Origin of the sequence: Mesorhizobium sp. B3-2-1 (genome assembly GCF_006439515.1) — a bacterium.
GTDB lineage: Bacteria > Pseudomonadota > Alphaproteobacteria > Rhizobiales > Rhizobiaceae > Mesorhizobium.
The window spans coordinates 1-19353 of the sequence record NZ_VFTI01000052.1 but is presented as its reverse complement, the minus strand read 5'-3'; the positions used below and the strand labels follow the sequence as shown (position 1 = coordinate 19353).

Sequence of the window (19353 nt, the reverse complement as noted above, 5' to 3'; positions counted from 1 at the left end):
GATGCAGGCGATCCGCACCGGCGTTTCCTGGGCAGGCCTGGTCAGTGGACCAGCCGCATGGGCAATAACGCTGCAGCTCGATTATTCAACTGCGTTCTGGCAATGCCACGCCGGTTTTTGGCCCACTGCCTTGTTCTCGTTGATAGGTTCCGCCGCCGCCACGGCAGGCGCGCTGCTGTCGTGGCGCGCGATTCAGGACCGGAGCCATGGCACGAGCCCGCCCCTTAAGGCGCGCACTCGCATGTTTGTGGCCATGACTTCGGTCGGCATTGGAGCGCTGTTCACGCTCGTCATGCTGGCACAAATGTTGGCAGGGCTGACCTTCAGCGGGTGCGAACTGTGAGGATGCCATGAGCCGGCGATCGGCCATGCACGGTAGCGGGCATGCTCTTCTGTCTGCCGCGGCCGCTCCGGTCCCGACCGTCATCTCTCGGGCGGTTGCGATCGCCGTGGCGTCGTTGGCGCTTTGCACGCAACCGCGGGCGAGCGAAATCCAGAAGGGTGAATATCTTGCCCGAGCGGCCGACTGCATCGGCTGCCACACATCCAATCCCAGCCGCCCATTCGCTGGAGGCTATCGCGTGCCGACGCCGTTTGGCGACGTTTTTTCCACCAACATCACACCGGACCTCGACACGGGCATCGGGCGCTATTCCGGGGACGAGTTCGTGCGAGCCGTCCAGCAAGGTGTCAGGCGTGGCGGGTCCGACCTTTATCCCGCCATGCCCTATGACAGCTTCGCCGCGATGAGCCGCGAGGACGTGCTCGCGATCCGCGCCTATCTGCTGGCGCAGCCGCCGATCTCCCAGCCGCGCCCAGCAAACATCTTGCCTTTTCCGTTCAACCAGCGATGGACGCTGGCGCTGTGGAAGCTCGCGAACTTGCACAGCGACAGTTTCATGCTGGATCGGAGCCGAACCGCCGCGTGGAACAGAGGGGCCTATCTCGTCGAAGTGCTCGGCCACTGTGGTGCCTGTCACACGCCGCGAAACGCGACATTCGGCATGGACGATAATCGCAAGTTAGCCGGCGGCAGCGCCGGCATCTGGCAAGCCTTCAACATCACCAGTGACAAGATCGCGGGCGTGGGCGGCTGGAGCGATGAAGAGCTGTTCCGGTTTCTCAAGACCGGCGCCGTGCCCGGAAAGGCATATGCAAGCGGCCCGATGGCGGAAACAATCATGAACAGTCTGCAACATCTGTCGGACGACGACATCCATGCCATGGTCGCCCATCTCAGGGATGTGCCCGCACAACCCGGAGACGAAAAGCGGCCGCGTTTTTCATGGGGCAATTTGCCCACGATCGCGGACAATGCTGGAAGCAAGGCGCAAGGCAGCGGAACCGCAGCCGGCGGTGACCTCTATCGGTCGCTCTGTTCGGGGTGCCATGGAGCAAACGGAAGCGGATCAGCGGACGGCTCCGCCCCATCGCTGACCCACAACACCAGCCCCGGTGCGGCCGCGCCCGACAATGTCGTCATGACGATCCTTGAAGGCATTAAGGCTGGTGACGTCGCGGGGCGCAAGTCAATGGCGGCCTTCGGCGGCTGGTTGGACGACGCCCAGGTGGCGATACTTGCAAATTATGTAACCGCGCAATTCGGAAATCCGGAAGCGAGCGTTACGGCGGCCGACGTGCGTCAGATGCGGGCCGGCACGTCAACGGCGCAGACAGTCCTGGTTCTGGCGGGACAGGCGCTGGCGGTTGGAGGCGCCGGGTTGCTCCTTGGTCTACTGCTTCTGTTGGCAAAACGACTGCGCCCAGCACTTCCGTCAGCGCGTCTCATGTTCGTGCATAAAGATAGGCGGTGATGTCGCGCGCCTCCTGGGGCGAGAGATTTGTGTTGGGCATGGCCGTGTTGGGATCGACATCCCGCGCCCTGCTGATCCAACGCATCATCGCGTCCGGGGATGTTCGCGATGCCCCGACATATTCTCTCTCGGCAACGCCTCTTAGGGACGGACCGACGGTACCATGGGCACCAGGCACCCCCGGAATTTCGTGACATCCGCCACAGCCATTGCGGATCATGGCCGGTACGGCACGTTCAGGATCCCCACCGACCGCTTGCAGAATGGCGGTTTCTCGCTGACTGTTGCTGCGGATCAGGCCGATGGCGCAGACCGCTAAAACAATGACGACAAGCGCCGATGTGCCTTCCACCCACGGAAGGGCGGATGTCACTTGCTTGGAAACAGCTTCTCGACGCATCTGCTCCAGTCCATCACGCGATTTCTCCCTCGCTTTTGAAAGTCGGGATAACCAAACGTATTCCAGCCAAGCATGTTCCTGGAAGCAGACGGCAAGCGCGCTTGCGAGTTGTCCCAGCTGCGCCGGCGGCGCGGCAGCTTACGCTGTTCACCGGTGTCCGGGTAATTAGAAGAAGGATGTGCGCTAAACTTTTGATAAAATGCCGGTATAATCTTTGGCCTTGATAACATGCCAGGACATTGTTTCCGTCTGGTTTCCGGAACCAAACTCACAAAGCTTCCCGTATTGTTTCGGACGTTGCATGTCGGAAGAGACTGAGGTCCGAACTACCGCGGCGTTGGTACTAAACCAGTGACGGTTGGTCCCTGGGTGCTCGGAACTTCGGATGATTTCGCTGGTCGGTTCTGAGACGAAGGCGCACTGGCACGACACACTCTGAGGCCATGCGCGAGCACCGGACCGAGGCGGTTATCATGGGCAATCCCTGCAACGTCGAACTCGAGTCCTGATCGAAAAGCTGGACGCAAAGCTCCCATTCCGGCAAGTCACCTGCGCGGCACGCTTATCCGTTCGTTTTGTGCTTTGCTTGTTCGAGCGGTCACTGTTCGAGATCAGCTTTTCGACGCACCGGCCGAGGCATTGCGGCTGCACGCGGAGCTCGGGAACTCGGTGGTCGATATCGTCCCTGATGCCGGACATATGGTTCACCGAACGGCCCCACAGGTGGTTCTTGCATGATCGACAAGATCGCCGCTCGGTCGATCGGCCGCGACGCGAAGCTGAGCGGCCGATAAGCCGCCGCCTGCCGGATGAACTGGCCGACGGACACTGCCGTGCAACTGGCCCTCGGTGCGGAACCTTCCGACCCGCGCTGCAACAGGCCGGAACCAAATAGCATGGTGAGCGTTTGGGGCGATCAATGAGGACTGCCCCCATGGCCGAGGACGATGACGAGCGCCGCCGCCAGCTCCAAACAGCAAAGGAACGGCATGTAGACTGGCTTGTGCGGAAAACCGGCATTACAAATACCCAGGGCCATGAGCTAATTGACTTGCTCGGCGTGGGCAGTCTGTCATCGCTGGTGCGCGAAGCCGGCTTGCTGGCGAAAAAGTAGCAGCGTTGCGGCGAAGCTATCGGCCCCGGTTGAAGGCAAAACCACCGGCGCCTGACCTTCGCGGGCCTGCTGATCGACAAAAAGATGACGAAAGTTCCACCCGTCGAAGTTCGGGGAGCCTTGAGCCCCATGATCGACGGAAAGCGCAAGGGTAAGAAACCGCCCAAGCGTGGATTTGGCCGAGGTGCTATTCAGGAGCCTTGCCAAGGACGGAATCAAGCGGCAGCCGGATGCCACGGATGGTCGCGAGTCGGCATTAAACATGCGTCTTGCTCAGTCCCCAGCGATCGTCGGATCATCCCCGCCCTCGGAGCAACGCTGACGAGGCCAGGCAACGCCGGTCACCAATAGGCAAAGGTGCCCCTATGAAAATGAAAGGTGTCAGGAGGAATGGAGGTAAAGACCGGCAACGCGAGACTGGGCCAACTCCTCCGCAAGGTCTTTAAGGACTTGGTCTTCGAAATGAAGACACCGGAGCGTGAATGGCGCGCACTCGCTCAAAGCCTCGTTTACGAGTTCACCGGGTGCGAGCGCGTTGACGCGGCCTTGATCGATTGGATCGTCAGGAGGTAACGGACGGAACAATCGCCCCGCTGCCTTGTTCGGGGCGCATCGTTTTTGTGGTATGATTCGTGCTATGGGTAAGAAGGCCAAGCACAAAGCAAAGAAGGTGATGGATTACCCGATGGAAGGCGAGCTTGAAACGGAAGCCGCCTACTATGCTCGCAAGTGCGGTATCACGACAGAGGAAGCCGCCAAGATCATTCGGCAAGCCCTCGCGCTAAAGCTCACCATCGTGCCTAGAGGACGTTAAGCCGGCGATTGTACACCCAACCGGATCACAGGATTCGGTCGATGACAGGCGGCACGGGAATTTTGTACGCATTCGGACATGCCATTGCGAACAGGTCCACTTAGGAACATGCTCGGCCTTCACCGGCTCGTGCCCTCAAAAGCCGGCGTGCGGTCCGGCCTGCGGAAATCCTGTGTCACACGATGAGCGGGCCGGGCCGTTGTCCTTTGGTGCTGGTGCCAGATGACCGACAATTTAGGTCACGCTTTCGAGATAGCTATGGTCCTGCTCGGCGGCGATCAGCGTCTTTTTTTGTGACTGAGCTTCTCGGCGTGCACGAATTCCCACACCGAGCGGTAATCGACCTTCAGTCCGCGCTCGCCCAGTTCGGCCACAAGGCCACGCAAGGTGAAGTCCTGGTCGCGGCAGCGCTCGATCAGCCAGTCGCGCCACGCGCCCGATAGCTTCTTCGGTTTGTAACCATTGGCCAGGCGCTACGCTGCCGGTCTCTTCCAGCCGCTTCAGCACCACAAGATGGTGATGGTGGTGCGATGAGGGAGGCGATTTGGTCTTTAGGGCGAGCATCGTTTTCAATGTCGAGGCGGAAGGTTCGCAGTTCTCTTCGCGATCCTTGCCAGACAGTCACGCCTGAACGACGTTAACCGGGGGCCGGACGACCGCCAGCCATAGGCGGTGCCAGAACAAGAGCAGTGCGAAATCGTACGCTAAGGCCGAACGGACTGAGAACTCATGCGGCTCGCCGTAGCCCAGCCGGGAGTCTCAGCGACCGGAGGTGTAGAGACCTGTCAGATTGATGTGCTCCCACGGGGCGATCCAGGCTAAGTTCCGCAAGGCCGGCCAGACGTGCGTTTCGGCAAACCGCCTCTACGTCCAGGCAACCGTGCACGACACGTTCGTCACAATGGATCGGTCGATCGCCTGTGGGGCAAATCCGCGACCAAGGCGAGCCTGCGGCTCAAGAGTGATCCTACACCAAGCCGAGCCTCATCTTCAAATCCGCGTTCTCCTTGCGAAGGCGCTCTGCGAGAAGTGCCTTTAGCCGCTTGTTTTCGTCCTCGAGCGCGAGAAGGTCCTTCAGATCGTCGCTTAGGGCTGCAGGTGCTGACGCCCGCTTCCAATGATAATAGGTCTGCTCCGATATGCCCGCCTGCTTTGCGGCCAGCTTCAGAGTGGCGCCGCTGTTCATTGATTTCTGCATCTCGGAGAGCTTCTCGGCTCGCTCTTTGGCCGAGTAGATTTTCCGGCCGCTTCCAAGTGCTGCAGCCGTGCCCGACGTCGGAGTCTGGGCGACGGCACCATTGGTCTGCGCAGGCGATGTTTTGCCGGGCTTCGACTTGCGCGATTGCGCAACTCTTCTCTTGGCCTTTTGCTTTTCTGCTTTCGCAGCGGTTTCAGAGGGGGATGCTGCAGCCTCAGCGCCATTTAAATCCGGCATATTAATCTCCGCTTGCGATTTGAACAGATACTCAGGATCGGCGGAGATTGTGTTGGAGTCAATCGTCTGACAATTGGGGAGCTCTGGCGCCTCCGATTCGCGGTTTGTCTCGGCAACGGCCGCTGAAATATCAACATCCCCCCAAATGGATCGGGATTGTTTTTGGATGCCACGCTTCCACTTCACTTCCAGGATGAATGGTCGCGTTTGACGCCTCATGTTGCTTCCTTGTGAGCATCATTGTCGAAAAGGTCACGGCCGCCTGCGATACGCCGCCAATTCCTATCCGGCGCTGGCGTTTATCGGCCAGAAGGCGGCTTGGCAACACCATCAGAGGCATGGCCCTCGTGGCCGAAGCTGCAAAGCTCGTCCGCTTGGCGACAACCCATCTGGAAGTGCTCCGGACTCTGGAAATCGTATCGCCCAGCCCCCCAGCGGGCGCAGCCGGCACCAAACGCTCGCGGCTTGCCTCGAACCGCTTCCGGCGACGTAACACCCGAAGGAACAGGCCCGAGGTCGGCTATGGTGTTACGGCTCGCAATTTGGCTGCTTCAAAGTCGAAGGAAACGCGGTTCCGGCCGCGCTGTTTCGCTTCAGAAAGGCATCGTCCTGCTGTGCGAAAAACATCCTGGGTATCTGCATCGGGAGGGATCTCCGCACCCCCGATGCTGACAGTCACCTTTACATCATCCTGTGGTCCTTTAACCCAGGGAATCCCTTCAACAAGACGGCGGATGTTCTCCGCCATGGTCATTGCCTGCACTTCGCGCACCCCCTTCAGCAGAACCCCGAACTCTTCGCCACCAAGGCGCCCAACTGAATCGCCCGGGCGTGTCAGATAGACAAGCGCTTTAGCGATTCGAACCAGGGCCTCGTCACCTTTGGAATGTCCGTGCTTGTCATTGAACGAGGCGAAGTGGTCCGGGTCGACAAGAAGAAGGGTGTCGTATTCACCCTCATCGCGCTTTCTGTCCATCGTTGCCATGAATCCACTGCGGCTAAGAAGCCCCGTCATCGGGTCGTGGCTGGTGACGAACGCCAGCCTGTCGTGGGTCTCTCTCAGGGCCGCATACGACATTTCCAGCTTGTCACATGTGTCCTGGATCGTTTCCGACTGAGCGAAGATATAGGACCCGACGGGCATTCCAATCAGGATGGGGATGAGGGTGCACTCAACCCAACTCAGCCAATCGATGGGCATGTGTAAGGCGATTCTTGCCGTGAACGACAGGCCAAAGGTCGCGACGATTGCAATGATCGTCACGACTATTGATTTGCCTAGAATACGCTTGGTGCGAGGCGTCATGTTGTTTCATTGGAGATTGGCACTGCTTCTTTAGATAAAGGCTGTGAAACGGTCGTTACAAAGTCAATTAAGATTGTTCTGAAACTAGCTCAGGACCGATGGCACGCGGTGTTCCTCGCGGTGATGACCAGCGGGTGATCAGCGGCGATGCGCGCACACTTTCTTCTCGGCAAGGGGTGTTCCGTTGTCTTGGGAAGGAATACGGCTGGCCTGTGCCGTCTGGCACCGGGTGATCGTGCAAAATGCCAGATACGCGCGCCGAATTTTAGCGACGGTTAAAATGCGAGTTTTTCGAATCTCCCGGTGTTAGTTTTCGTGCGCTACTCCACGGGTACGGATGGTGACGTTGAATATGCGGCCTTGGCTGGATTAGAGAAATACGATTCACGGAGGCTCAGCAGATGCGAGATCGGATCCCCTCGACGTCACTATGCCTGCCCTTGGCAACAAGAAGGCGCAAATCCGCCGTACGGTAAAGTCCGCGAGCGCCCCTGAGATCACGCCGGCCGACAAGGATGTTCTTGCCACATTCGAGAGCGTCAACCTCCATCCGGAGTTTGCGCTTTCACGTCGCGAGCTGATCCGCTACGTCTTGTCCGAACCAGGCCAGCGATCAAAGGAGGTTCAGTCCCTTCTGCGGCTCGAGGACATCGAGAAGCTTCGGAGCGTGCTGCAGAAAATCGCTAATGCCTGCACCAGGGAACTTCCCGGGCTGCAGCGAGCCGAGACAGATGCAGTCAAGACCCTTATCGCCGCTCTCGGTGTGGCCGTACTCAGCAAGCAAACGGTCATCGACGTGGTGAACCCACAATGCGCGCTGCTTGGCCTCGCGCCGTTGGTCGGTCTGGACGCCGACACCTCGCTCAAAGACGGTCTTGCAATGACCGCCACTAGTGTCCCAGGCCGCGTCCCGAAGATACAGGCCGCGACAGATCTGGCCGCCCTCAAGCAAGCACTGGAGACGCTTGCCGCCAGTTCGTTCAGGGAACGATGCACCGCCGCCAGCGCAAGTGCTGCCGAACTCGGTAAGGACGCTGCTAGCCTGGACGGACTGTCACGCGAATCTCTTCTCAAATCCGCGCTTGAACTCTACGACGGCACGGCTTGCCCGGTATGCGATACGCCCTTCGAGCCTGATGCTTTTCGGGGGCATCTCGCCGAGAAACTGACTCATCTTGACGATCTGGGCAAACGTCGCGCCGCGCTCGAAGCCGAACTTAAGCCGGTTCTCGACGATCTGTTTACCGCAGGCACCGCCCTGACCACGATAACCGATCAAGCGGGTCTTTTCTCTCCGAAGATCGATGTCGTCGCACTAGACGAGTTCCGCTCAACTCTTCGTGCCAGATACAAGCAGCTGCAAAAGCTGCTGCCTCTCGACGATACGGTTGCGGTCCTGACGGCGCCATACACTGCCCCGCAATTGGGGACGGGACTGACCTCGCTTGAAAAGGCGATCGCCGCGATTCCAGAACCTAGCAAGCAGGACGCCGCACGGGACTTTCTTATTCTGGCGCAAGAACGCCTCGAGCAGCTGCGCATCGCAAGGCAGAAACACGCGGCGGGCAAGCTCCGGGCTGAACGCGCTGCCAGGATCTCCAGCACCTACGGAACGGTGACAACGGCCGCCCTGGAGAAGATCTACAAGGACGTTGAGACTACCTTCGCGAGTTACTATCGCAAGATCAATGAAGATGATGAGAACACATTCACCGCCAAACTCATGCCTTCCATAGGCAGGCTGGCATTTGACGTCGATTTCTATGGCCGCGGACATTTTCCGCCAGGCGCCTATCACAGCGAGGGCCACCAGGACGGTATGGGACTATGCCTATACCTGGCGCTCATGAACCATCTGCTGGGGTCGAACTTCACCTTCGCGGTGCTCGATGACGTGCTTATGTCGGTCGACGCCGGCCACCGCCGTCAGGTTTGTGCCCTGCTCAAGGAGAGATTTCCGAACACGCAGTTCATCTTCACCACCCACGACGAAATCTGGTTGCGGCACATGAAGTCCGAGGGTCTCATCAAGGGCCGCAACTTCGCGCATTTTAGAACCTGGACCGTCGATCTGGGTCCTGCCGAATGGGATGATCGTGACGTTGGGCCAAGTTGGATGCCCACTTGGCAAAAAACGATGTAAGAGCGGCGGCTGCGCTGCTGCGTCACTATCTTGAGCATTTTGCCAAGGAGGCTTGCGACCGCCTGCGCGCCAGTGTGGAGTTCCGCGGCGATGCTCAATCCATGCTTGGTGATCTCCTGCCCAGCGCCACCAGCGCGCTCGGCGAGCTGCTGAAGAAGGCAAAGGCGACCGCCAATTCCTGGAACCAGAAGGAAGGCCTGGACCTGATCAACGCGATCGAAACTGGGTTTGGGGAAGCCAAGATCAAAACAGGTTACGACAACTGGCAGATCAACACGGCCGTCCACTTCAACGAATGGGCGGACCTCAACCGATCGGATTTCGCACCAGTCGTGACAGCCTTTCGCGGATTTGCGGACGCCTTCACGTGCGACAAGTGCAGCGAGATCTATTTCGTTTCGCCGGATAGAGGAAAGAAGGAAGCACTGCGCTGCGGATGCGGTGCGCTGAACCTAAACCTGCTACAAAAAGGCGTATAATCACACTCGAGCCTTATTCACCGACGATCCACAAGATGCGCGTTCGCAGCTATTTTTGCTTCTGTCCGATATCCCGGGCGAGCCCTCCTATCGCGGGATCCTGGCGCTCTCAGACGAGCATTCAGAGAACGAGCCTCGTGCATATCTGCGATACCTACGGCGCAGGGCCTATGATCGCGCCGTAAAGGATAGCGACAGCGCCTCGTAAGTGGAAGACGTGCTTACGCCAGGTCGTGACAGCCCGGGCTAGTTGCTAGACAATTGCTCACTAAGAGGTCTACCGCTTGGATCGCCTCCACCCAGCAGCCGCAGCATCCGCTTCCGAACAGAACCACCGTTCGCCCTTGGCTTGGTTGATGATTGTGAAGTTGTAATATCGTTGCCCTGGCAGACGATAGATGCGCTCGCCATCTGCAGAAATTTTGCCTTTGATGGCGACCCCGCCAACGTGACGATTGCCGCGATCGTGCGTGGCGCAGACAGTGACAGGCACGACCTCACTCCGCAGTCGGCCGGGCTGCTGGCGATCTCAATTGGACTTCGAGACGTGACGTCCGACGACCATGACGTCTTGACGCACGGGCTCATTGTCATGACGCCCTCTATGCCTGGGCATCGCAGCGCAAAGGCGAAACACACAGCTGGCCTCCGGCGACAAAGCCGGCGGCCTAATCGGCGGAGTGCGTATCACGATTCCGCGAGCGCGGCGATGTTTCGGAACGGCAGACGTTTCCATTTGGGCACCTGGGGCTGAGCACAGGAGCAAATCATGCATGCAAAAATCGTAGTCGGCCTCGCGCTCGGGGCCTGCCTTGGATTAGTCCAACCCTCCCTCGCCGCACCTGATTGGAAGGCGGTCGCGCAAGCCCTCGGGAAATCGGGTACGGAGATGCCAGGGGGCGTTTACCGGGTCGGGCTGCCTCGTTCCGACCTGAAAGTCACTCTTGATGGTGTGGAACTCAAACCGGGCTTAGCGCTCGGGTCCTGGCTCGCATTCAAACCCATGGGCGATCACGACGCCATGGTGATGGGCGATCTCGTGTTGACCGTGCCCGAGATCGACCCGGTGATGATGAAATTGATTGAAAGCGGCATAGAGGTCACGGCGCTCCACAATCACCTGCAGCGCGCCCAACCGGAGACGATGTACATGCACGTGTTGGGGCATGGCGATCCGAAAAAGCTGGCCACGGCGCTGCATTCAGCCCTGCAGGAGAGTGCGACTCCGCTTTCTGCCGTGCCGGCGGGCACCGCTGCTGCTTACGAGTCAATTGATCTCGATACGTCGATCATCGACCAGGCGCTTGGTCACAAGGGCAAGGTCAATAGCGGGGTCTATCAGGTCAGCATCCCGCGCGCGGAGACCATCAAGGACGATGGCATGGAAGTGCCGGACGCAATGGGCTCTGCGATTGCCATCAACTTCCAGCCTACCGGCAGCGGCAAAGCCGCGATCACCGGCGATTTTGTTCTGATCGCCTCTGAAGTGAACCCGGTGCTGAAAGCCTTGCGCGAAAGTGGTATAGAGGTAACGGCCGTGCATAACCACATGCTCGATGATCAACCTCGGCTGTTCTTCATGCATTTCTGGGCAAATGACGATGTTGGCAAGTTGACCAAGGGACTGAAGTTGGCACTCGATCAAGTGCACCTAAGAACGGGCATCTGACCTTTGACACAATCCCTTCAAAAGTCCGAAGGGAGCCACCTTGGCCCGGGCGGTCTCGAGCAGCCCGGTCGCGAGAGGGAAGGAGGCGGCGCCGCGGACATTTACGCGGCGCGGGCCTTTCGAGACTTTGGCGATGGCTTTGCGGCCGTGCTGTTGCCGGTATACTTGGCTTCAATCGGGCTTGGACCTCTCGAGATTGGCTTTGTCGCCACCGCCGCACTCCTTGGTTCGGCGCTGCTGACGCTCGGCATCGGGTTCCTGGCGGTGCGGGCAGACCTGCGCACCTTGCTCCTAGCTTCATCCGGCCTGATGATCGCGACCGGGCTGGCCTATACGCAATCGAGCACATATGAACTTGTTCTGCTCGTGGCCTTCCTGGGCACAATCAATCCTTCGTCGGGAAGCGTGAGCATCTTCGTTCCGCTGGAGCATGCGGTCCTGTCGCGGTTCGTTGCGGATGCGGACCGCACGAAGGCATTCGCACGCTACAGCCTGTTGGGTGCCCTGGCGGCAGCGTTTGGCGCCCTTGCTGCAACCAGCCCCGATTTCCTGGTGACGATTGGGATTTCGCGGCTTACGGCGCTGAAGGCAATGTTTGTCCTCTATGCGTCTCTCGGCGTGGCGGGAAGCCTGGTGTATGCGCGCATTCCAGTCGGCCCGAAAACCTCTCCTCAGGAGCGGCCCGCCGCGACGCTTGGGCCGTCGCGTGCCATCGTCTACAAGCTGGCGGCCTTGTTCAGCATCGACGCATTTGCCGGCGGGTTCGCCGTGCAGTCGCTCATGGCCTTGTGGCTGTTCAGCAAGTTCGGGCTCTCGCTTTGGGCCGCAGGGATGTTCTTTTTCTGGTCTGGTGTTTTGTCGGCGGTTTCATTTCCGATCGCCGCGTGGCTATCGAAGCGCATCGGGCTCGTCAATACGATGGTGTTCACTCACATCCCGTCAAGCATTTGCTTGATCTTGGCCGCCTTGGTGCCGAACCTCCACGCCTCGCTGGCGTTTCTTCTCGCACGCGCAGCATTATCCCAGATGGACGTGCCGACCCGCTCATCATATGTGATGGCAGTCGTCACGCCGCCGGAGCGGCCGGCGGCGGCGAGCGTCACGTCTGTTCCACGCAGTCTCGCCGCGGCCGCGAGCCCGGCCATTGCCGGAGCGCTGTTTGCTGCCGGGCTCGAAGCCTGGCCACTCGTGATCTGCGGTGTCCTCAAAATCCTCTATGACTTTGCCTTCCTCTGGGCTTTCCGCCACATTAAGCCGCCGGAAGAGCGATGAGCCGCGCAACTCTAATGCGACTGCAACTCCGATTTCCGCAGCGTGAACCTATCGTTCAAACTGCCGTGATCTGCCAAGACGGCGACGCCGGCAAGAACTATCCCTGCCGCGCCTTCCATACCGAGGAAATAGTGGCGAAAAGGCGTGGCCGGCGTTCGAAGTTGTGCACCAGCCGTTCGCGGCAAAGGATCGACAAAATCACCACCGTGGACAGGGTCAGCGCCACCCCGGTCATTATCGTGACGGCAAAGAGCAGTCCCGCGACAGGGACTCCCTTCGAAATCGCGAAGATTATCACGAAGAGCGTCAACAGGCACGGGATCAGGCCGGCCATGAAGCCGACGGCTCGCCTTCAGGCTTATTATGGTTGCCGTGGTTTAATGCTCGCCAGATCATCCACAGGCCGGTCAGCCCGGCCAGCTCGCGGCGGACATCCTCCAGTAGCGGCGCCCGGCCAACGCCGCCAAGCGCGATCGAGACCAGCGGCATGGTAGCACGGCGATGGCTACCGCGATGGTGACGTGTGACGGAAAGCGTGGTGGAGACCAGCACGCCGCGAGCGCCCCCCCTTGGCGCCCGAGCCGGCCAGATGGGTGGCCCATTGCCTTGCTGTGACCGGGCGAGAGTGCGTGAGCGGCGCCAAAGACCACGCCCACAGGCAGAAATGCCATGAAGCCTAGCCAGTCACCGCCGCTGGACAGCAATTTGATCTGCTCGGCGAGCACCAGGTTGATCGTTCGGTCCAGAGGGCGTCCTCCATATGGGCATGACCATGCGACAGGTCGTCGTGGACGTGGGTAGAGTGTTAAAACTAGAAAGATGCGAAGGAGTGACGCGGCCTAAGGACTTGTTCGGCGCCTCAGTGAGATGCTCGAACACACCAGAGGCAGTGCGAACTAGCGCTAGTTCGGCTGGCGTTTTCTATTCGATTGCAATCCGCCTCGGAAGCTTCGGCTCCGAAATGCCGGCAAGCGTCAGCCGATCAACGCTGCTCGTCCGGCCTGTCGGCAACACCGACGTGGTGCCGATAGACCATTTCCCAACCTTTCCAGCCAGTGAACAGAAGGATAAGAACCACGATCAACGACAGAACGAGGCCAACCGGGATCACGCCCGCCTCCCCGTGCCTGTATCGCGAATACCAGTTGTAAAGCTCGACCAGCACGACAACGACATTCCCGCCTGCATGAAGCCATACGGCCCGAAGATCGCGGATTTGAACGTCACCCAACACATCCGTCAGGCCGGCAAGAGCGGCCATCGCAGCCATGATGAGGCCTGCCCCGAGAAGCCACAGCGAACCGGTGACCCATCCCGGATTGCCCGTTCGCCAGAAGATCAGATCGCAAACGAACGTCGCAACGAAGAAGGCGATGGGAAATGGGATTAGCATCGGATGGATCGGGTGACCGGCGATGCTTGCCGTGCTGCGCGGATAGTCTCCAAGAAGCATGGCTAGTGCCGCGCCTGGCAATTGCCCGACCTTGGCGGCAGAAAGCCGAACACATTTACAACTCCAGATGTAGCGTAATGTTCCATAATCCGGCTGGCGTGATGCCCAAGCGGCGTGGGGCTGTCCGCGGTCATGGGGTGTTCGAAATGATGCCGGCGCGCTTCAGCCGAAACCGGGAACCCTGCGTGTCTTGCCGCTCAATTGCGCGCCCCACGTCAGCGCTTGCGGGACATTGCGAACGGCCGTCCTCATTAAAGCAGGGCCGCCGGGGCCAAGTGCGATGCGCGCGATGCCGCCTGCGACATGGATGCGTGTCGAGAACAATCCTCTCCAGGCCGTTTCATAGCGTCTGCCTACAGCTTCGCGTCCCGCTTTGCCGCGCGGCGCGTCTTTGAGTTCCGAAGCCAGAAGCCAGCCGGACTGAAGCGCCATCGAGATGCCCTCGGCAATGATCGGATGCGATTCCCCGGCGGCGTTGCCGACACGGAAGATATCGTCTTTGTAGCCGGAGCGGATGCCGGGGCGGATTGGTCCGGCGGCAAGCCAGAGACCTTCGAGGTGCGCACCTTCCAGGGCATCGCGCACGCCCCGGCACGATGCCGTGAGGTGGCGGGAGACCGCGTCGGCGGCTGAGACATGGCTGTCATGTCTAGGGCCATCGCGTCCCCGCCAATGCTTGTCTCGTAAGCAGGCAAGCATGTCGTGCCTTATGCAGCACGAAACCGACAGCCGGCCATGATCGGCCAGCACCATGCCGCCATAGCCGCCGGGAAAAGTGAGCAGCGGCATCAGGTCGGGCGCCAGCGACGATCCTGTGAAATGCGCCTTGAAGCCGAGCAGGTCCGAAGGGCGGCTCACCTTTTCGAGCTGGCTCGGCAGCGGTCCCGGCTCCCAGGAACCGTGCGCGGCGACGATCACCGGCGCATGCAGCGTCGTCGTCGTGTCGCCCGCATTCCCGTCTCTTGTCTCAATGCGCACGCTTTTTATGTCTCCGTCCCGCTCAATGGCGACGGCGCGGTACGGCTGGAACAGTTCGGCGCCCGCCGATCGCGCCGCCTGCAGGAGCAGGAAGTCGAGATGATCACGGCCCAGCGCCCGTCCGAAGCCATCTTTCGCGCTCGATCCATGAGCTGCATGAGGCATTGGTGCCTCGACGCTGGCCTCGCCGGAAAAGAAGCCGACGCGACGGATCTCTGGGCCGGCGGTGGCGCGCCAGGCGTCGCCGATCTCCAGCCGATCGAGAAGCACGACGTTGCTTGCCGAGATGTATTCGCCGCAAACCTTGCGGCGCGGGAACACACTTTTTTCGAGGATCGCCACGGCCCATCCGCACCGGGCGAGCGTCAGCGCGAGCGAACTGCCCGCCGGTCCGGCGCCGATGACGATCGCATCATGGGTCGAAAATCGCGTCATGGGCTACTCAGCTGATGCGCGCTTCAGACCGGAATTGGCGCCGGCGCCGACGAAGATGTGGGAAAAGGGACCGGCGCGGCGTTCCTCTAACGGCTTGCCGTTGGCCTGAAGCCAGAGGCCGGAAAGCTCGTGGCCGCGAAAGCCGGCGCGGACGCTCTGGATCGCATCATGCCGTGTGACGTCGGTGGCGCCGATCGCCCACAGAAACCGGGCGGCGGCTAGCGGCCAACTCGCCCTCAACGGCTCCGTCGCCAACAGCAATTGGGCTTTTGGCGCCAGCAGCGAAAATAGGCGCACCAGGCCGGCGTCGTCGAAATGATGGAGGAACAGATTGACGGTGATCGCGTCGAACCGTCGGCCTGCGGCGCATTGCGCCCAGTCGAAGACGTCGCCAGTGATGGCTTCGGCCCTCCATCCCAGTCGGTCGAATTGGGCGAGAAGCCCGTCGCCGATCAGGCCGACGCGGTCGAGCAGCGTCAGTTCGACCGCGGGCCAGTGTCTCGCCACGCGCCGCGCCACCTTGAGCATGAAGGTGCCGTCGCCGGCGCCGATCTCCAGGATATTGCGCGGGGGTTGCAGGACAAATTTCCCGAGCAGTGACGCCATGATTGGCGCCTGGAACATCAGCGTGTTGATGCGAAACAGATCTTGGCGCGAGGCGCGCGCTCGTGGATCGTCGGCAGCGAGCCCGTCGAGAATTTCCGGGACAAGGCGGCGATGAGCGAGGGAGTTCATGACACAGTTCGGAAAAGCATCGTTTCGGCCGTCAATCCGGGTCCGAACGACATGCCGCAGCCGAGCAGGCCCGACGGCTGCTTCAGCATCTCCTGCAGCACGAACATGACGGTCGCCGACGACATATTGCCGTAACGGCGCAGCACCTCGCGCGATGGCGTGAGCGCCCCGGACGCGAGTTTCAGCGCCCCTTCGACCGCGTCGAGGACCGAACGTCCGCCAGGGTGCACGGCCCAAAGATCGATCGAGTCCGTCGGCCTGCCGTCGAGTATGGTGTCCTGGTTGCCCAGCAACGCCTCGTGAATTGCAGCCGGGACCTGGCCGGAAAGAACCATGTCGAAGCCGTGGTCGCGAATGTCCCACCTCATGAGTTCCCGCCGCTCGTGCGCGACGAGGCAATGAAAGCTGTCGAGCTCGATGCCGGGCGGCTCGGCGGTGACAAGTGCGGCCGCGCAGCCGTCGCCCCAGAGGCAGAACGACAGCAGCTTTTCCAACTCGGTGGTTTGCCTGAGATGCACGGTGCAGAGTTCGATATTGACCAGGAGGACTTTCGCCCGCGGTTCGGAGCGGGCGATGTGGCGGGCAAGTTTGAGGGCGTTGACCGCCGCGTAGCAGCCCATGAACCCGACCATCGTGCGCTCGACTCCATCCGGCAGGCCGCAGCGCCTGACCAGTTCGAGGTCCATGCCTGGCGCTGAAAACCCGGTGCAGGAGGTGACGATGAGATGGGTGATGCGCGACGCGTCGTGGCCAAGGTGCAATCCGTCGACGCCCTTTTGCGCCAGGTCGGGCGCGGCATCGCAATACATCGCCATTCTCGCCGCGGTTCCGGGAAACGCGCCGCGGGCGAAGGTTCCGGCGCGATCGACGAAGGGCCCTTCAGGATCGACGGCGGGCGCAAAGCAGCTATAGCGCTTCTCTATGCCGGCAAGGCCGGCCATCCGTTCGAAAACTCTCCGGCGATTGTCTGCCAGCATGGAGGCCGCGAACCGCAGGTAGAATTGATGAACTTCGTGTTCCGGAACAGCTGTCGCGATCCGGTTGATATAAGCGTGGGCGGCCATGTTCTGTCTCCCGAGGCGTGGTAAACGGTGCAACCGTTGCTGCGCCAAAGGGTTTCTTACTCACGGGCGTCGGTGTCAGGCGCCAGGTTGTGAGCGTTGCCTATCCGATAAACGTCTCGGAAAGCACGATTCGTCCCGGGACGGGTGCGCGACGGATTGAGCTTCAGCGATCGAGATGCTTTCCGACTTCACAAAAAATACTCGGAGGTGGAATCGTCGAGCGCAAGCACCTCATAGCGAAGCTCGCTGCGATGCCGCGGCGCGCGAGCGAGCATGCCAACCTCGATGGTGCCGAAGTTGCGGCCGCCCGCAGAGGCAAGCGCGGTCTTTGGTTATGCAACTGGGTTGGTCACGACGCATCTTCCCAATTGTGGGATCACGGCGCCACGATCCCACGCTCCAGCTACGGCGCCACCGCGATGTGGCCCTTCATGTTGGGGTGGAAGCGGCAGAAATAGTCGACCGCTCCCGCAGCCTTCAACGTCAAGCTTGCGGACTTCTTCGGCGGGATCATCACGTCCCAACCGCCCTTGACGGTGGCCGTGTGGGCGAACATGTCCTTGTTCACCCATTCGATCGTGTCGCCTACCTTCGCCTCGATCGTCGCTGGCGAGAACACCAGCTTGTCGATGGTGACCTGAATGGTTTCGGCCTTCACCGGCGCTGCAATGAACGTCAGCGCCAGTGGAAACCAAAGATGCCGTTTCGGCACCATCAACGCCGGTCTCATTTCAGCATACTGGCGACATGTTCGGCATGCTGCTCATGGCCCTGGAATATCTTCAGGCCGGTCTCCAGCAGGCTCTTCAGTTCGGCATTGCTGGCTGAAGGAATGAGCAGCGTTTCGAGAGCGCCGTCGACCTGCTTGTGGTAGGCCACTTCATTGGCGACATAGGCTTTGTCGAAGGCCGCGCCCTTTAGGTCGGCGAGCTTGGCCCGCTCTTCCGTGGCGGCTTTGGTGAGCGCCTTGCTGGTGGCGTTGTCTTCCGGCGTCACCTTGAGCTTCTTGACGAGATCGAGCGCCTGCTTGTTCACCGCTTCGTGGTCGCGCACCATGTCCTTGGCGAAGGCGAGCACCTCTTTGTTCTTCGATTTCTTGAGCGCTTGCTTGGCCGCCTCGACATCGATCACGCCGGCAGTATAGGCGATGTGCGCGATCTGCGGGTCGGTTGGTTTGTCGGCGGCTTGCGCGAGCGGGGCTGTGCCGAGCAGCAGCAAGGCGGCCAGGACGGCAGTGTGACGAATAAGCATGAGATCCTCCTTCGCCCGCACGCGCAAAATCGCATCGGGCATCTTTCTCAGTTGACGGTCATTGGATGCTGGGTAGCGGCAAACGTTCCCGCCAAAATCAGCTGAATTCGACGAGGATCAGTCTCACAGGCCGAGCCGCTCCATCACGGCAGCGGTGAGCCGCTCGCAGCGTCGGCCGGCGAAGGGGAAGGCATCCAGCAGCACTGGCCCGATTTGGTCGTCCAGCGCCTTGCGCAGCAGGACGCGGGCGCGATGCAGGCGGGTCTTGACGGTTTCGGGCCGCACGCCGAGTAGTTCTGACGTCTCTTCAATGCTCAGGCCCTCGATCACCCGTGCCACGAACACCATCCGGTAGAGATCTGGAAGGGTGTCGGTCGCCCGTTCGACAAGGGCCAGGATCTGCCGTTGCGCCATCGTCCGCTCCGGATCGTCGGTTGGGTTGAGGGGAAACTGGATAATCTCGGCTTGCGGATTCACCGGCGTCGCCGCCGTTCGCCGTCTTTTTCGCAGCCGGCCGAGCGCTTCGTTGATGACGATGCGCGACAGCCACGTGCCCAGCGAGGCGTCGCCGCGAAAACTTTCGAGATGGGCAAAGGCCCTGACATAGGCCTCCTGGACGACGTCCTCGGCCTCGCTGTCGTTGCGCACCACGCCGCGCGCGATCCGGTAAAGCCGCTGGTTATGCGTCTTGATGATGGTGCGGAAGGCGGCGCCGTCATTTGCCATGGCGCGCTGTGCCAATTCCAGTTCATCCGAGGCAGCAATGGTTTCGGTGGCGTCTCGTCGAACGTACGACATGAGCAGTCTCCTTGCCCTAGCAGTCTCCTTGCCCTTCAATAGATGGGTCTCGACAACAAGGGTTCCCGAAATCGTCACACCGGAAGTGACGACAGGAATTCGCGCCTGAGATCAACGTCCGTGTCAAAAACGCCGAGCATGCATTTGGTGATCAGGCAGGTGCCGTGCGCGTGTGCGCCGGAAGCGCGAAGAG

21 protein-coding genes and 2 pseudogenes are annotated in these 19353 nt (G+C 60.6%); 10 read left to right on the top strand and 13 right to left on the bottom strand.

Going from position 1 to position 19353, the window contains the following annotated elements:
• Position 1 precedes the first annotated feature (1 nt).
• Positions 2-343 carry a hypothetical protein gene (locus FJW08_RS31480; RefSeq protein WP_140813663.1) on the top strand — a complete coding sequence of 114 codons (342 nt, stop codon included), beginning with the start codon at positions 2-4 and terminating at the stop codon, positions 341-343.
• Positions 344-350: 7 nt separating this feature from the next.
• Entirely contained in the window at positions 351-1814 is a 1464-nt protein-coding gene (locus tag FJW08_RS31475; protein ID WP_181183101.1) for a cytochrome c, read from the top strand.
• On the opposite strand, the gene FJW08_RS31470 is transcribed toward FJW08_RS31475, so the two are convergent.
• Positions 1786-2214 (bottom strand): c-type cytochrome, encoded by a 429-nt coding sequence (locus FJW08_RS31470; protein WP_140813662.1) that lies wholly within the window; start codon positions 2212-2214, stop codon positions 1786-1788. The genes FJW08_RS31475 and FJW08_RS31470 overlap by 29 nt on opposite strands.
• A gap of 934 nt (positions 2215-3148) precedes the next feature.
• Here FJW08_RS31470 and FJW08_RS31465 point away from each other — a divergent pair.
• Together FJW08_RS31465 and FJW08_RS31455 are read left to right on the top strand one after the other, a co-directional pair.
• A complete protein-coding gene (locus tag FJW08_RS31465) occupies positions 3149-3328 on the top strand; it encodes a hypothetical protein (protein WP_140813661.1) in 180 nt (59 codons plus the stop codon).
• A 637-nt stretch (positions 3329-3965) separates the two neighbouring features.
• Positions 3966-4142: a hypothetical protein gene (locus FJW08_RS31455; protein WP_246682676.1), complete on the top strand. Its 177-nt coding sequence runs from the start codon at positions 3966-3968 to the stop codon at positions 4140-4142.
• A 287-nt stretch (positions 4143-4429) separates the two neighbouring features.
• On the opposite strand, the pseudogene FJW08_RS31450 reads toward FJW08_RS31455, so the two are convergent.
• Positions 4430-4646 (bottom strand): annotated as a pseudogene (locus FJW08_RS31450) (IS630 family transposase); the annotation flags it as partial.
• Positions 4647-4947: 301 nt separating this feature from the next.
• On the opposite strand from FJW08_RS31450, the pseudogene FJW08_RS33330 reads away from it, so the two are divergent.
• Positions 4948-5034: pseudogene (locus tag FJW08_RS33330) on the top strand (aldehyde dehydrogenase family protein); the annotation flags it as partial.
• A 75-nt stretch (positions 5035-5109) separates the two neighbouring features.
• Here the strand turns inward: FJW08_RS33330 and FJW08_RS31440 are convergent.
• Both FJW08_RS31440 and FJW08_RS31435 read right to left on the bottom strand, forming a co-directional pair.
• Positions 5110-5796: a transposase gene (locus tag FJW08_RS31440; RefSeq protein ID WP_140813659.1), complete on the bottom strand. Its 687-nt coding sequence runs from the start codon at positions 5794-5796 to the stop codon at positions 5110-5112.
• Positions 5797-6097: 301 nt separating this feature from the next.
• Positions 6098-6883 carry a GGDEF domain-containing protein gene (locus FJW08_RS31435; protein WP_140813658.1) on the bottom strand — a complete coding sequence of 262 codons (786 nt, stop codon included), beginning with the start codon at positions 6881-6883 and terminating at the stop codon, positions 6098-6100.
• 430 nt (positions 6884-7313) lie between these two features.
• On the opposite strand from FJW08_RS31435, the gene FJW08_RS31430 reads away from it, so the two are divergent.
• From FJW08_RS31430 to FJW08_RS31415, 5 genes are all read left to right on the top strand, one after another.
• Positions 7314-9026: a hypothetical protein gene (locus tag FJW08_RS31430; protein WP_246682675.1), complete on the top strand. Its 1713-nt coding sequence runs from the start codon at positions 7314-7316 to the stop codon at positions 9024-9026.
• Positions 9008-9505, top strand: a complete 498-nt coding sequence (locus FJW08_RS33175) for a hypothetical protein (RefSeq protein ID WP_246682674.1) — start codon at positions 9008-9010, stop codon at positions 9503-9505. Before FJW08_RS31430 ends, FJW08_RS33175 begins: the two co-directional genes overlap by 19 nt.
• 448 nt (positions 9506-9953) lie before the next feature.
• A complete protein-coding gene (locus FJW08_RS33170) occupies positions 9954-10259 on the top strand; it encodes a chromate resistance protein ChrB domain-containing protein (RefSeq protein ID WP_348642704.1) in 306 nt (101 codons plus the stop codon).
• A 15-nt stretch (positions 10260-10274) separates the two neighbouring features.
• The gene (locus tag FJW08_RS31420) at positions 10275-11174 is read left to right on the top strand and encodes a DUF1259 domain-containing protein (RefSeq protein ID WP_181183100.1); all 900 of its coding nucleotides are present in this window, start codon (positions 10275-10277) and stop codon (positions 11172-11174) included.
• Positions 11175-11273: 99 nt separating this feature from the next.
• Positions 11274-12446, top strand: a complete 1173-nt coding sequence (locus FJW08_RS31415; RefSeq protein WP_140813669.1) for an MFS transporter — start codon at positions 11274-11276, stop codon at positions 12444-12446.
• Between the two features lie 97 nt (positions 12447-12543).
• Here FJW08_RS31415 and FJW08_RS31410 read toward each other — a convergent pair whose 3' ends face one another.
• The 9 genes from FJW08_RS31410 to FJW08_RS31370 all read right to left on the bottom strand — a co-directional run bounded on the left by FJW08_RS31410 (position 12544) and on the right by FJW08_RS31370 (position 19160).
• Complete coding sequence (locus FJW08_RS31410) at positions 12544-12780, bottom strand: hypothetical protein (protein WP_140813657.1); 237 nt, start codon at positions 12778-12780, stop codon at positions 12544-12546.
• On the bottom strand, positions 12768-12998 hold the full coding sequence (locus FJW08_RS31405) for a hypothetical protein (RefSeq protein ID WP_140813656.1): 231 nt from the start codon (positions 12996-12998) through the stop codon (positions 12768-12770). Before FJW08_RS31405 ends, FJW08_RS31410 begins: the two co-directional genes overlap by 13 nt.
• A 430-nt stretch (positions 12999-13428) precedes the next feature.
• Positions 13429-13899, bottom strand: coding sequence for a DUF2231 domain-containing protein (locus tag FJW08_RS31400; RefSeq protein ID WP_140813668.1), 471 nt, complete (start codon positions 13897-13899; stop codon positions 13429-13431).
• Positions 13900-14061: 162 nt separating this feature from the next.
• A complete protein-coding gene (locus tag FJW08_RS31395; RefSeq protein ID WP_140813655.1) occupies positions 14062-15312 on the bottom strand; it encodes an NAD(P)/FAD-dependent oxidoreductase in 1251 nt (416 codons plus the stop codon).
• A 3-nt stretch (positions 15313-15315) separates the two neighbouring features.
• Positions 15316-16047 (bottom strand): methyltransferase domain-containing protein, encoded by a 732-nt coding sequence (locus FJW08_RS31390; RefSeq protein WP_140813654.1) that lies wholly within the window; start codon positions 16045-16047, stop codon positions 15316-15318.
• Positions 16044-17111 carry a type III polyketide synthase gene (locus tag FJW08_RS31385; RefSeq protein ID WP_140813653.1) on the bottom strand — a complete coding sequence of 356 codons (1068 nt, stop codon included), beginning with the start codon at positions 17109-17111 and terminating at the stop codon, positions 16044-16046. The genes FJW08_RS31390 and FJW08_RS31385 overlap by 4 nt, the downstream gene beginning before the upstream one ends.
• Positions 17112-17514: 403 nt before the next feature.
• Entirely contained in the window at positions 17515-17826 is a 312-nt protein-coding gene (locus tag FJW08_RS31380) for a cupredoxin family copper-binding protein (RefSeq protein WP_140813009.1), read from the bottom strand.
• 11 nt (positions 17827-17837) lie between these two features.
• Positions 17838-18362: a DUF4142 domain-containing protein gene (locus tag FJW08_RS31375; RefSeq protein ID WP_140813652.1), complete on the bottom strand. Its 525-nt coding sequence runs from the start codon at positions 18360-18362 to the stop codon at positions 17838-17840.
• A gap of 123 nt (positions 18363-18485) precedes the next feature.
• Positions 18486-19160, bottom strand: a complete 675-nt coding sequence (locus FJW08_RS31370; protein WP_140813651.1) for an RNA polymerase sigma factor — start codon at positions 19158-19160, stop codon at positions 18486-18488.
• Between the last annotated feature and the right edge of the window lie 193 nt (positions 19161-19353).